At 41.3% G+C, this 13,762-nt stretch carries 10 protein-coding genes; 1 reads left to right on the forward strand and 9 read right to left on the reverse strand.

Annotated features, from left to right (window positions below; genetic code table 11):
- Positions 1-101: 101 nt before the first annotated feature.
- The 7 genes from ACKWCA_RS16020 to ACKWCA_RS16050 all read right to left on the reverse strand — a co-directional run bounded on the left by ACKWCA_RS16020 (position 102) and on the right by ACKWCA_RS16050 (position 9,245).
- A complete protein-coding gene (locus ACKWCA_RS16020) occupies positions 102-1,628 on the reverse strand; it encodes a carboxypeptidase-like regulatory domain-containing protein (protein WP_413979217.1) in 1,527 nt (508 codons plus the stop codon).
- 86 nt (positions 1,629-1,714) lie between these two features.
- On the reverse strand, positions 1,715-3,118 hold the full coding sequence (locus ACKWCA_RS16025; protein ID WP_413979218.1) for a CsgG/HfaB family protein: 1,404 nt from the start codon (positions 3,116-3,118) through the stop codon (positions 1,715-1,717).
- Positions 3,119-3,132: 14 nt separating this feature from the next.
- Positions 3,133-3,528: a curli production assembly/transport component CsgF gene (locus tag ACKWCA_RS16030; RefSeq protein WP_413979219.1), complete on the reverse strand. Its 396-nt coding sequence runs from the start codon at positions 3,526-3,528 to the stop codon at positions 3,133-3,135.
- 9 nt (positions 3,529-3,537) lie between these two features.
- Positions 3,538-4,296 (reverse strand): CsgE family curli-type amyloid fiber assembly protein, encoded by a 759-nt coding sequence (locus ACKWCA_RS16035; RefSeq protein ID WP_413979220.1) that lies wholly within the window; start codon positions 4,294-4,296, stop codon positions 3,538-3,540.
- Between the two features lie 12 nt (positions 4,297-4,308).
- A complete protein-coding gene (locus ACKWCA_RS16040; RefSeq protein ID WP_413979221.1) occupies positions 4,309-4,815 on the reverse strand; it encodes a hypothetical protein in 507 nt (168 codons plus the stop codon).
- A 204-nt stretch (positions 4,816-5,019) separates the two neighbouring features.
- Entirely contained in the window at positions 5,020-6,651 is a 1,632-nt protein-coding gene (locus tag ACKWCA_RS16045) for a beta strand repeat-containing protein (RefSeq protein WP_413979222.1), read from the reverse strand.
- Positions 6,652-7,058: 407 nt separating this feature from the next.
- A complete protein-coding gene (locus tag ACKWCA_RS16050) occupies positions 7,059-9,245 on the reverse strand; it encodes a glutamine synthetase III family protein (protein WP_413979223.1) in 2,187 nt (728 codons plus the stop codon).
- Positions 9,246-9,447: 202 nt separating this feature from the next.
- On the opposite strand from ACKWCA_RS16050, the gene ACKWCA_RS16055 reads away from it, so the two are divergent.
- Positions 9,448-10,464: a glutamine synthetase beta-grasp domain-containing protein gene (locus ACKWCA_RS16055; RefSeq protein ID WP_413979224.1), complete on the forward strand. Its 1,017-nt coding sequence runs from the start codon at positions 9,448-9,450 to the stop codon at positions 10,462-10,464.
- Positions 10,465-10,521: 57 nt separating this feature from the next.
- Here ACKWCA_RS16055 and ACKWCA_RS16060 read toward each other — a convergent pair whose 3' ends face one another.
- Positions 10,522-12,132, reverse strand: a complete 1,611-nt coding sequence (locus tag ACKWCA_RS16060; protein ID WP_413979225.1) for a carboxypeptidase-like regulatory domain-containing protein — start codon at positions 12,130-12,132, stop codon at positions 10,522-10,524.
- Positions 12,133-12,144: 12 nt separating this feature from the next.
- Entirely contained in the window at positions 12,145-13,758 is a 1,614-nt protein-coding gene (locus ACKWCA_RS16065; RefSeq protein ID WP_413979226.1) for a carboxypeptidase-like regulatory domain-containing protein, read from the reverse strand.
- Positions 13,759-13,762 lie beyond the last annotated feature (4 nt).

Here is a 13,762-nt window from a genome sequence, read left to right on the forward strand (position 1 = left end):
GTGCAAAAATAGAAGAATAAGTCTAACGAAGTTGTTGCTTTAACGAATAAATCCCACTCCTTTTCGGAGCGGGATTCACCAGATTTCAATGTAATTATCTGTTATTCCCAATCGGGCATAAAGGCATCGGTAAAGAGCGGTTCTTTTCGAATGTTGTTACTATTATTATCGACCGTACGATATATTCTTTTTTCCGAAATGCCATCATTCGATGTATTCACGAAGATAATAGCGCCGTCGTCAGGGGCATATTTTGGATCTAGGTCATTTGTTCCACTCTCTTTTATGGTATCGATTTCGCTCGTACTATTGTCGGTTAGATTATACTCAAAAACACGGGAATCCAATTGACGATATTCTGCATTTTCAACTCCTGAAACGTCTCGGGTGAACAAAAGCCTGTTTCCATCGGCCGAATAATCCAATCCGCCCATACCTCCATTTTGGCCGTTGGATACCACTTCGACCTCCGAATCGGAATCGACGTCTACCACAACTATCCGGGCATTATACCCATCAAGGTTATTTGTTTTTAGGGCCACTAGATTATTGGCGGGATTAACCGCTACTTCTGAAATCAAGACACCCATAGCAGTGGAATACACCACTTCTAAACCTGAACCATCAGCATTTATCGAGTATAGCTTGTTAAAACTCGGATAGTAGAGTTTGGCCCCATTATCATACCACGTAAATTCAACCTCTTCTTGCCTAAATCCAGCGACAGGTACAGCCTCGGTTACCTGAGTCAATCCGGTTCCATCGGTGTTGATAGTGAAGATATGTGTCTCGGCCCCTACCGATCGTAGAAAGGCAATCTTATTGACCGTATTGTCCTTTTTAGGTCGATAACTGTTGGTGTTCGAAGGAGTCAATTGCAACTCGTTTTGGTTCAATTCCTCATCATCGTTTCCTACAGGCTCTCCTCCTGAAAAAATGATATTATTGCCCGCAATGTCCCTAACATACAAGAACCGATTTGAGGTTCCCCCATCGGTCGAGAAACCTGCCAATGGGCTTTTCACTGAAGTATTAACACCATCTGAAGCCGTCACCTGCCAAAAATAGTTCTTGCCAATAGCCAGATTATCGACAAGTAGGGTCGTATCCTTCAAATCGCCAAAAGTCTCTATTTCGTTGGTTGCCCCATTTCGCAATTCCAAGGTATAGTTGATTTCGTCATCATCGTTTTGTGAAGAGGACCAAGCAAACTCAGCCTGTGTACCTATATTCGTCGCCCCATCTTCAGGAAATAACAACATTGGAGTCAAGGGTACGAGATTGTTCACTTCTAAAGAGTCAAGTTCAAACACGATATTTACCGTTTTACCCTCCAAGATGTTCGCCGCTTCAAAGGCCGTCTTGAAATCGGAAAGTTCGGCCTGTATGGAATATTCTCCACTCTGAACCTCCCCAATCTCAAAATTACCTTCGGCATCGGTAAAGACAGTCGTCGATACAGGCGTAGAAGAAATCTTTACATTGGGCAATGGGGTATTGTCACCCTTAGCCACTACTTTTCCCGTCAATGTACCGAATGTGCTTTCATCGATCGGCTCTTCAGAGCAGGCACTGATCAAGAATAGTATCATCAGATAGAAAAAGGTTTGTTGCGTACATTTTCTCATTGTATCATTTTTTCGCAACGCTATCGAAATAGTCGGATTTTGCGGTTGCACATTGCATTTATAGGCCCAAAGCCCTTCATTCTTGGTTACTTGCTAGTTTTGGCTTGCGATTTTTTAAACTTGTATTTCAAACCGATGCCGAAATTATAGTAGTAATCATCTCGTTTACCACTTACTATACCATCGAGTTCATCGGTGAAAGTAAAATTGCTTTCTATGAAAAGTCGAATGTCGACTTTATTGGAAGCACGATAGTTCAGTCCTCCACCCAACTGAAGTTTTGGGGTGGTCATCGTAGCACTATCTTCTGAATCAGATTCCGCGATATCAAAAATCACTCCCCCACCTCCATAGACGTATGGAGACAATTGATCATAGGGCAAGATCTTCAGTTCAAGATTAAGCTGGGCGGAAACGTTCTCACGGGAAAAGGAATTTCCTCCTTTTAAATTAAGATAATCCATACTCAGCGCAAGGTTCATTTTAGGACCTAAGGCCCGTAAATAACCAAAATTAAAGCCGGGCGAAAGTGTTTTATTTCCCAAATCGCCATTTAATACCGAGGAAGTACCACTCAAGGTCAATGCATTTTTCGACTGCTCCGTTGTCTGTAATCGGTCATATAACAATTGTGATTCTTCAAACTCTTTTTCGGCCTTATAGGCGTCCATCAATTTTTTATTGGTCAATCCGCCTTCCTTAGTCGTCCAAAGCCCTTCTTCGATGCCCTCTATAATCAGTGCTTCGACTGCTTTCTCAATGGCATCCTTCATGGCCAATTGCACAGGCTCGTTCTTTGTGAAGCCCGTTTCGGCCTCCAATAAACGTTGAAAGCTCACATAGCGAAACAGACTAGCATCTACTGATTGTGACAAAATGGTCTTGGACACGTATACCGTTTTAAGAATTTTACCGTTACTGGTCGAGACGGCCCTTAGGTACATTGAAATTCGATCTTGACGGTATTTGGTTGAGGCTCCGGCTCCAAAATAACGAGCTCCGGCCCCACCGGTAATGATATTGGTATCATAAGATACTACGCCTCCTTCCAGAAGTATTCCGGCATATAACAATGGGGGCAAAGCGGGTTGGCGTACGCTGGCATTTCTTGAAAATTCTTCCCTAGTAGAACGAATGATGTTACGTTCATTGAGTAAATTCCCCAGATTCTCACGTTCAATTGGTGTAAACCATCTCGAATCTTTCAACGACTGGATCAACATTGTGGTGGCACCTTGTGAAACGGCCGTACTAAAGGTACTGCCCCCTTCTTGTGCCTTGTATTGCCCGGTTTGATCCTTGAAATTATACACCCCGACCACAATCTCTTGATAGGGTTCGGGAAAATTTCTCAGCACCTCGGTCTTTGAGGTCAACTCACCGATTCTGGCATCTTGAGGCGCATAGGGCTGACTCAGGTAAGCACCACAACCCGTTAAAACAAGGGCAAGCGAAGGCAAAACAATCCTAAAAATGTGTTGGGACATCATAAATGTAGGTATGATTAGTTTGGAACGATTATCTGCGTCTGTTCTCCTGTAGCTGTATCCAAAATATTGATGACCAGGCCTTCACCTGTCTCAAATATTTCTAGGGCCAAATCGCCCACATTGAACGAACCTTCCTTGAGTTCATCACCAAGTTGAGAACTAAAGACATTTCGTGAAAGACTGCTCAATAGTTGGTTGTTCAGGTTCTCTTGAAAGCGTTCAAGTTCAGTTTGGTCTTCATCTGAACTATTCGGATCCGTAAAAGAGTTTTGCGCCTGGGCGGAACTCAACAGCCACTGATAGTTAAATGTATTCCCACCAAAAGCCGGATTGACAGGGGTATATACCAACTGCTGCCCAAAGCCATAGCTTGAACACAGAATTGCAAAAACGATTAAATATCTTTTCATAGCCAGGTATTAATATCTTGTAATTTGATCTTTGGTATCCTTTAGCCTCTGGAAGTGGGCATTTACCCTATATATCGATTGATCGGCCATTTGCCTTAAGTATTGTGTTCTTGGATTTACAAAGAATTGCACTACTGTTTCATCGCCGATCAAAATATTGATTTGGGTCGTATTACCTATGGCCAATCGTTCTTCAATTTTTACGATTTTTTCACCATTGATATTATTGCTTAGATACGAGGAATAGAACATATCATAAAAGTCATTGCCGGCTTTGGTCTTGGTATCCTCGATTACCATTCCCCTTAAAATAAATCCATCTTCATTTGTATTCTTTACATCAATACTCTCCAATGGTTTTATTAAATTTCGCACCTCATCGGCTTCTCCTTCAATACCGTTCAACACCTTTCGGTCTTTTCCAATGATCTTACTTTCTTCATAGATGAGTAAAAGTATAATGGTTCTATCACTTTCATTGACATTTATACTCGTATGCGATAGATTTTGCTTTTCACCGGGTCCTAAAACAAAACGGCCCTCTTGTTTATTGGTACTTTTGTTACTTCCGGCCTTGATGACCGACAACGAAAAGCGCAGGCTTTTGTCAATCTGTGTTTTGTTGTGTCCGGATCCCGTTATCTTAATGATACTATTATCTTCTACCTGAAAATCAATAGCTGCTGAGACCTCTTTGTTATAAATCTGCGAGTTCACCGAAAACGGCAGGACTATAAGACACAATAAGATGACGAAGGAATAGTTCATTGGGCTTTGGGATTAGTTGAAATTGCGAATCGTAATCGTCTTTGAACTGCCCTGTAAATTCAAAAATATTTTATCGGTAAGTGCATTACTACCATATATGAATACGCCCTGATTGCTTCCGTTTTGGATGATATTTCGTTCCAAATCAAGGTTGGGCGTATTTCCATACTCTAGTAAAAGATTATTATTACCATTTTGCGTCAACGTATGCTTTAGTGTTTCGCCTATCGCTTTTATCCTTACGCTGTTCGCATTTCCGTTTTGTATCAAATCAAATTGACTATTGGTCGCCCTAATGTTCACCAAGGAAGAGTTATTTGAGCCTATTTGTTGAATGTATACCGAGTTAGATTCCACTTCCGGGAGTAATATTTGTGTTTGGGAAACGGTTTGAAGGTTCTCGGTACCTAACTGTTCTACGAGAGTCGAGGTATGTTCCCCGCTACTTTTGTCTTGACCGTAGCATTGATCTAAGGCCAACAATAGGAACAAGATCCATAAAACACTTTTTTTTGCCATAATTTTAGTTGTAGATCTACTACCTCTTATTTAGAACCTAAATTTCGTAAACAATCATTGGGTCTAAAAAAAAAACAGTTCAATGTATTAGTTTTTCGCTTATCGGTTATTTATCAAGGTTTTATAGACCCATTCACTATAAAAATCGAATAATGGGATGGCAAATCAATTACCATCCCATCAAAACTTAAACTGGTAACGTATTTAGTTCGATTGTGTCACTTTGATCATATTATTCGACCCTACCTGCATTACTCCACTGGTATTCAAAGCCCCTGTTTGAGTAACGATAGCCTTATTGCCAGCTCCACCAGATTGGCTGATATCACTCAGGTTTCCGGTGCCGTCTTGGGTAACTCTGGCGATACCACTGTTACCGCCTTGGGAAATTGTACTAACGTTCAATAACCCATTTTGGCTTAATACAGCGTTATTATTATTTCCTGATTGGTCGATATCACTCACATTAAGGGATATTATACCACCTCCACTTTGTGTCGCTTTAGCCGTATTTCCGTTTCCACTCTGTGTTATAGCGCTTAGGTTCGTTCCTGTTTGATCAACAGTGGCCTTATTGCCGTTTGCCGATTGGTCTATCGAACTAAGGTTTCCACCTACTTGGGTGACCTTGGCGGTATTATTGTTTCCACCTTGATTGATTGAACTTCCATTCAAATTCGTTTGATCTACAACGGCTTTGTTACCATCACCGGACTGATCGATATCACTCAAATTACCGGCGATAAAGAAAAATGCTGTACCCTCTTGGGTGACATTCGCCGTATTGTTACTTCCGGTTTGATTGATGAAACTTTCATCTGAAATACCGGCAGTTTGCGTTACTTTGGCCTTATTACCATTACCGCCAAGGGCCTGGGTGATTTCACTATAGTTGTTCAAACCGGCTTGATCTACCACAGCATTGTTATTGTTGCCCCCCTGCATGATATCACTTTCCGAATTCACACCACCCTGCACGACATTGGCCATATTTCCATTACCGCTCTGATCGATATCACTATCGGCATTGAATCCGGTTTGGCTAGTTTTTGCCGAATTGCCGTTACCTGACTGATCGATATCGCTCAACGAGTTGATTCCATCTTGAAAACTGTTCGCGCTGTTATTGTTCCCCATCTGGTCAATAAATATTTCGCCCGTTCCGGTTCCGTTCCATTGCTCGGTAACAGCTCTGTTTCCGTCTCCAGACTGGTTGATCTGTGTAAAATCGTTATCGCCATCTTGATCTACTTCCGCGTAGTTATTATTGCCTGTTACCGTAATCGTGGCAAAATTATCGTTACCGCCCGGCGCATGTTGGCGAATTTCAGCGTAGTTGCCATTGGCCTCACCGGTTCCTCCATTGTCACCAATTTTGATGAAACCCTCATTATTGTCACCGGTTTGTTCCGTTTTTGCAGTATTGTTATTGCCGTAAATATCAACGCCACGAGGTGCAGCCGAAAACTCAGCACCGGCATGAAGATTATTATTGTTTTCACCATCTTGTGTCATTCTAACGGTATTTCCGTCTCCTGCTACGTAGACCGTGGCATTATTATTCTCGCCCGACTCTTGGGATACATTGACCTTATTACCGTCTGAAGAACCATTGCCGGCAACCTGGATTACTGCATTCTGATCGCTCCCCTTTTGGGTTACATTAGTCTTGTTCGTGTTACCAAAGACCCGAATTACCGATCTTTGATCCGCACCTTCTTGTGCAACCGCACCTGAATTATTGTTCCCGTTCTGATTCACAGTACTTGAACTTTGTGCGTGCACATAGCTGCCCATTGAAAGGAGCATGGTGCCTAAAATCACTTGTTTGATCATAATATATAATGTTTAAAGGTTAAAATACACTACTAGGTACCACCTTATACTTGTCATTAAAGCAGGTCAAATTTTTAGACCACTTTATAAAAAAGTATAAACATTAGTATTATAAATCCTTAAGTAAGATAATGTGGGGTTATCTTCTTAAAATCATTACGGGGGATGAATTTTGGAAATTATCTTAGCAAATTCGCAAATGAACTTGAAAATCCCGAAGCTCCGAACCGTAAGGGTTTACATGTTCGGTTTCTGAAATCTTCGTCTTTTACAAATCGATAGATACGCGGGAAAAATACGTGATTACCAGACCGTTAATCAAAAGATCCGATGAAATGCAAATTTCTTTGCTGATTGACCTATTCTTGTTAAAGGACTGAAAAACCCAATGGGTTGAAGAAGTATCCCTATTTGATGAACAAAAGCTCTCTGTATTTGATCAAAGGCCAGTCCTTATCATCAATCAACTGTTCCAATTTATCGCAATGATATCGAATTTCATCAAAATGTGATTTGACCCGCTCGGAATATACGGTCGCTTTTTTAAGGCTATCGTCTAATTTATTTGCGCTTTTACGCGCATCGATCATCGTATCGGTCTTTTCCTTTAGGGTTTTCATATGTTCGGAAATCTTTTGTATGATATCTAATTGTCCGCCTGTCATCTTTATATGACCTGCTCCATAGAGTTCTTTATGCCCCATCACATTTTGTATGATCTTATTCTGATAGTTGATTACCGCTGGAATCACAAAATTGTATACCAATTCATTTAGAACCCGACCCTCGATTTGTAAATGCATTATATAGGCATCAAGTTCGATCTCTTGACGAGCCTTGACCTCTACCTCGCTCATCACATGCATTGATTTGAACAATGCTAAGCTCTTTGCCTCGGTCAACACTTGAAGTGCTTCAGGAGTAGTTCTGTTGTTGCTTAGCTTTCTTTTCTTCGCCTCCTTTTCCCATTCCAAACTGTAACCATCACCGTCAAAACGAATGCGCTTGGATGTTTTTATATATTCGCGAAGGACATTAAAGACCGCCTCGTCTTTCTTCAAATTCTTGGTGTCGATTAAAGCATCTACCTCCTTTTTGAATTCTTGTAACTGTTTGGCAACGATAGTGTTCAGAATCGTCATGGGTTTGGCACAGTTGGTTTGTGAACCCACACCTCTCATTTCAAATTTATTACCTGTAAAGGCAAAAGGAGATGTTCGATTGCGATCGGTATTATCCAACAAAATCTCCGGAATTTTACCGACAACGTTCAACTTCAATTCGGTTTTCTCCTCCGGGGACAGTTTACCCATAGAAACCCCTTCGAGTTCGTCAAGCACTCGACTCAATTGGGCTCCGATAAAAATCGAAAGAATCGCAGGCGGAGCCTCGTTAGCACCCAGTCGGTAGTCATTACCTGCCGACGCAATGGATGATCTAAGCAATTCTTCATAGGTATCGACCGCCTTGATCGTATTCACAAAAAAGGTCAGAAACTGTAGATTTTTCATTGGGGTCGAACCAGGACTCAATAAGTTAATTCCCGTATCCGTAGCCAAAGACCAATTATTGTGTTTGCCCGATCCGTTGATCCCAGCAAAAGGTTTTTCATGAAAAAGTACTTTGAATCCATGTTTATCAGCAATTTTATCCATGACATCCATCAAGAGCAGATTATGATCTACCGCAAGGTTTGCCTCTTCAAAAACCGGGGCCAATTCAAACTGATTTGGGGCCACCTCATTGTGACGTGTCTTTACCGGAATACCGAGTTTGGTGCACTCTTGTTCCAAATCGCTCATAAAACCCAGTACTCGAGTGGGTATCACACCAAAATAATGATCATCAAGTTGTTGTCCCTTGGCTGCCGAATGCCCCACAAGAGTGCGGCCCGTCAACAAGATATCGGGCCTCGATTCGGCCAATGCCTTATCGATGAGAAAATACTCTTGCTCCCACCCCAGGGTGGCATTTACCTTCGATACGTTTTTATCAAAATACTTCGCCACGGCCGTGGCAGCCTCGTCAACAGCATGTAGTGCCCTCAATAGCGGCGCCTTATTATCTAAGGCCTCACCTGTATATGAGACAAAAATCGTGGGAATACATAAGGTGGTTCCGTAAATAAAGGCGGGAGAAGTAGGGTCCCAGGCGGTATAGCCTCTTGCTTCAAAAGTATTTCGGATTCCCCCACTTGGAAAACTTGAGGCGTCGGGCTCTTGTTGCACCAATTGCCTACCCCCAAATTTTTCGAGAGCCCGGCCATCGGGCAATAAATCGAAAAAAGCGTCATGCTTTTCGGCAGTGGAGCCCGTTAATGGCTGAAACCAATGCGTGTAATGCGTGGCCCCCATCGTAATGGCCCATGCTTTCATCGCTTCGGCAACCTGATCCGCTATTTTGGTATCGATTTTAGATCCCGAAAAAATAGCACTCTCAACACTTTGTAGGGCATCTTTCGTCAGGTATTGGAGCATGCGTTTTGTATTGAAAACGTTCATAGCGAAAAGCTCGGAACGCCTTCCTTTTTCTTTAATTTCCAATCGATTTCTTTTTTGACTTTCGGCAATGGCGGCAAATCTTCTTTCAGACATAATACAAACGCTAAATCAGGATTATTGATTTGTCAAAATTACTATCAAAAAATAGATATTTCATAAATATCCCCTCAAAAAATAGGGGTATACTAAAAAATAATAACTTTTAATAAAAATACCCCCTTCTAAATTATGATAATTGATCAAAAAACATATTTTTGTCTGTCTTTTAAAATTCGAGAAATTAACGACCGATATTATGAGTAAAACAAAATTAGAGTACATCTGGTTGGATGGTTATTTCCCAACACAAAACATGAGAAGTAAGACCAAAGTAGTAAATGACTTTGGCGGAAAACTAGAAGATTGTCCGATGTGGTCATTTGATGGCAGTTCAACGAGACAGGCCGAAGGTGGTTCTTCCGATTGCTTGTTGAAACCTGTGGCTATTTTTCCAGATCCTGCTCGAAAAGACGGGTTCTTGGTGATGACCGAAGTTTTAAATGCAGATGGTACCCCGCATGTATCAAACGGGCGTTCGACCATTGATGATGATGATAATGATTTTTGGTTCGGATTTGAACAGGAGTATTTCATTATGGATACCAAAACCCAGTTACCCTTAGGTTTCCCGGTAGGTGGTTATCCTGCGCCCCAAGGAATGTATTACTGTTCAGTCGGTGGAAAAAACACCCACGGTCGCGATTTGGTCGAAGAACATGCCGATTTATGTATCGAGGCGGGAATCAATTTTGAAGGAATCAATCAAGAAGTTGCTTCTGGGCAATGGGAATTTCAATTGTTCGCCAAAGGCGCAAAAAAAGCTGGTGATGAAATTTGGGTCGCTCGATATTTATTAGATCGATTGACTGAAAAATATGGGTACTATATCGAGTATCATCCAAAACCATTAGGTAAAGACATGGACTGGAACGGTTCAGGTATGCACGCCAACTTCTCAAATACTACTTTGAGAACATGTGGTGATCAAGCGACTTACGAAAAAATATGCGAGGCCTTCCGTCCAGTTGTGAAAGAGCATATTGCCGTTTACGGTGAGTTCAACGACCAACGTTTGACCGGTGAGCATGAAACACAATCCATCGACGAATTCAGCTTTGGTATTTCTGACCGTGGCGCTTCTATTCGTATTCCTATCGCAACTGTTGAAAGTGGTTGGAAAGGTTGGTTGGAAGATCGCAGACCTGCCTCAAACGGTGATCCTTATAAAATTGCTGGTAGAATTGTAAAGACCGTCAAGTCAGCGGGAGTCTAACAGCTACTAATTGTTGTACGAAAACCTCCTTGGAACAGCAATGTTTTAAGGAGGTTTTTAATTTTGCAACCCTGGCAGCGGCGTATTCTTCCAATACTCGCTTTTCATGTCTTTATCGGTTATAGGTTGCAGTGGACTATCCAAAGGTTGATCCTTGTTCATCAAATCACTTGTGTCGCCGATTTCATCTTGCATAAAACGGGTCTCTTGAGTAAAGAATTCGCGGTATTGATGCATATATTCCCATTTTCTTTTATCCAATTCATTTCCTGCATCGTCTTTAATGGCACTATAGGCGTACTTGACTTCGGAAACCTCTAGATTCTTCCGTTCCAGAAATAGATCCTTCAAAAGTTCTCGGGTAGCTTCATAAGATGTATGTGGACATACTACAAAAACCCGTTCATCTTCCCGAAACCAGACATCTTTTATGGGTACACTGACATTCTTATAGCTGATCTTGAAATTTCCGCTCTTGATTCTGTCGAGATTGGCCGGTATCTTATTCAGCCGAATGCGGAATGAATTATCCTCAAGGTTAATTGCAAATCGGGATTTAAATTCCGCAGGTCTTTGCACTAAGATCTTGTTATAAAACGAAATGTAATTCAAAAACATTTTTCCATTGCCACCCCTCGTATATTCTGTTTGAATATGATAAAGCATTTCGCCATTGGTCTTCTTAAAACCATCGGTAAAACGCTCATTGGGGTTTTCTGCGCTACTAAAAACACCCGGTTTCTTACGTTTATAGACCGCATAATCCAGTTTATGGATGGCAAAATCATCGGTGTTTACGAAAATCTTTCCTCTGGCCCGATAGTTGTCATTTTTGAAGACCATATCAATTACATAAATGGATTCTTTCTCGTAATTCGATTTTCCACGGAGTCGAAAACGATGCTTTTCGATAAAATCGGAGGACAGATCATCAACAAATGAAAAAGATTCTACGCCATAATTACGAATGGCATCATGAATACTTAAGGTAAGCAGTTCATTGCCGCCATCGTTATTCATTTTCGCACCGGGGATCACCTTGTTATAGCGCTTGTAGTCATACGGTTGTTCGGCAAAGGTATCTACCTGAAAATCACTATTCTTGGTATAGGAAATCAGTTGATATTGATTATTGAAGTTGTTGTTGCGTTCAAAACCAACGTCCAATACCTTGACAATGGCCTCGTTAAGGTTGGTATACGCTTTATTTTTGACCTGATAATCGCGATAATAGCCCACCAAGCTGAACGCATCTTTAGGAAAGTTTTGTGGAATGCTGTTTACCGCTATCTTGACAATCTGTTGGGCACTGAGCTTTTTGATATTCGCCGATACAATCGCTTCGTTAAGCTCTAGATTACCAGGTTCAAGAATGATGATATTACTTCGGCCTTCGAATAGATCCGCCATTGGAATTTCTTTACTAAGGTAACCAAGGCACGAAATTTCTACTACTTCACCCAATGCCTTGTAGCGCAAGGGTATCTTAAAAGTACCGTCAATATTCGAGATAACGCCCAAGGACCTATTCTTGATTTTAATGGTAGCAAAAGGTATGGGTTCGTTTTGCACGGAGTCAACCAGCTGACCGAACATATAGTCTTTTGCCTGCCCAAAGGAAAACATGGATGTCATCAAAAAAACAATACACAGACACTTTATTTTCATAGGGCCATATACTTAATTCATTTTTCCTTGAAGTGGGGTATTCTTCCAATATTCGTCAACAGCTTCGTTGGAAATCGGTTGCTCGGGACTGTCCAATGGCAGTAAGCGAATCATCTGATCTCTCTTATTGATCCAAACTGCGTTAGGTTCGGTATCTTGGGTGAAAAATTCGCGATATTGATGAAGATACTCCCATTTTCTTTCATTGAGCTTATTGCCTTCGTCATCTACAAGTTCGTATGCATGGGTCACATCAGCTACTTCGTAGTTGAAGTTTTCAAATAGTTTCCCTGTCTGTAGATCATCCAAATCTGGACAAACAACAAAAGTGAGTTCGTCTTCAAGAAAATAGAACTCTTCAATGGGAATCAATTCTTTCTTGTAACGAACCTTAAAGTCCTTCTTTTTGACCCTATTCAATTTCGCGGGCATTTTATTCAATCGAATTCGAAACGAAAAATCATCAAGGTAGATAACGAACTTCGATTCGAACCTGGGAGGTCTTTGAACCAATATCTTGTTATAAAAAGAAATGTAGTTCAAATACATCTTCCGTTCCGGTCCCCGCGTATATTCAGTTTGAATGCGATACAGGAGTTCACTGTCCATTTTTCTAAAACCATCGGAAAAGCGCTCTGACGCATTCACTATGACACGTAAGTCTGTATTTTCCTTTTCTTCATCGGTTTCATTATCCAGCTTATGCAACTCATAGTCTAATTTATGTATTGAAAAATCCGTGGTATTGATGAAAATCAAACCTTGGGCTCTATAATGGTCGTTGCTATAAGCGATCTCAATCTGATACACCGATTCGTTCTTATGCTTCGATTTCCCGAGCATCTTAAAGGAATGGGTATTGACGAAATCATTCCTTAAGTCATTGATAAAGGAAAATGAGGGTTCCTTATAGTTTCGAATGGGGTCGTGCATGCCCAATAAAATAAATTCATTACCCCCATCATTTTTCATTTTTGCGTTCGGCACAATCTTGTTGTGCCCTTTGTAATCATAGGGTTGTGCGGCAAAACGGTCGATTTCGAAATCTTTGTTGCTCGTGTAGGACAATAGTTGATATTGGTTGTAAAAGCTATTTTCGCTGTCGAACCCCTCATCCCTCACCTTGATAATCGCCTCGTTCAGATTAACATAGGCATTATTCTTAACTTGATAATCACGATAATAACCTACGAGGTTAAATTCGTTTTCCGGGTAGTTCATAGGTATGTTGTTCACGGCGGTTCGAACAATTTCTTTGACATTGACCTTCTTTTCCCGCGCGGAAACTATTGCTTCCGCAAGCTCAAAAGCACTGGGTGTTAATTTGATGCCTGAGCTCTTGAAAGTATCCAATTCGTCAATGTACAACTCTCTGGTCTCGTAGCCCAGGCAGGATATTTCAAGAACCTCGCCCTGTTCTTTATATCGCAATGGTATTTTGAAGGTTCCGTTCATATTCGAAATCACACCGAGGGCCTTGCCCTTTATACGTATCGTGGCAAACGGAATGGGGTCATTTTGGGTCGCATCCACCAATTGACCGAAAATAAATTCCTGTTGCTGGGCCATGGTAGCTGCCGAGACCAATAGCACGCCCAATAAAAGATACGTTTTGAACCTGTGCATTTTC

The organism is Maribacter corallii (genome assembly GCF_047345415.1).
Classification (GTDB): domain Bacteria; phylum Bacteroidota; class Bacteroidia; order Flavobacteriales; family Flavobacteriaceae; genus Maribacter_C.

Coding starts and splice junctions, on each gene's coding strand:
- ACKWCA_RS16050 (WP_413979223.1), bottom strand. CDS start 9,245: ATGTCTGAAAGAAGATTTGCCGCCATTGCCGAAAGTCAAAAAAGAAAT.
- ACKWCA_RS16055 (WP_413979224.1), top strand. CDS start 9,448: ATGAGTAAAACAAAATTAGAGTACATCTGGTTGGATGGTTATTTCCCA.
- ACKWCA_RS16030 (WP_413979219.1), bottom strand. CDS start 3,528: ATGAAAAGATATTTAATCGTTTTTGCAATTCTGTGTTCAAGCTATGGC.
- ACKWCA_RS16035 (WP_413979220.1), bottom strand. CDS start 4,296: ATGAACTATTCCTTCGTCATCTTATTGTGTCTTATAGTCCTGCCGTTT.
- ACKWCA_RS16020 (WP_413979217.1), bottom strand. CDS start 1,628: ATGAGAAAATGTACGCAACAAACCTTTTTCTATCTGATGATACTATTC.
- ACKWCA_RS16065 (WP_413979226.1), bottom strand. CDS start 13,758: ATGCACAGGTTCAAAACGTATCTTTTATTGGGCGTGCTATTGGTCTCG.
- ACKWCA_RS16060 (WP_413979225.1), bottom strand. CDS start 12,132: ATGAAAATAAAGTGTCTGTGTATTGTTTTTTTGATGACATCCATGTTT.
- ACKWCA_RS16025 (WP_413979218.1), bottom strand. CDS start 3,118: ATGATGTCCCAACACATTTTTAGGATTGTTTTGCCTTCGCTTGCCCTT.
- ACKWCA_RS16040 (WP_413979221.1), bottom strand. CDS start 4,815: ATGGCAAAAAAAAGTGTTTTATGGATCTTGTTCCTATTGTTGGCCTTA.
- ACKWCA_RS16045 (WP_413979222.1), bottom strand. CDS start 6,651: ATGATCAAACAAGTGATTTTAGGCACCATGCTCCTTTCAATGGGCAGC.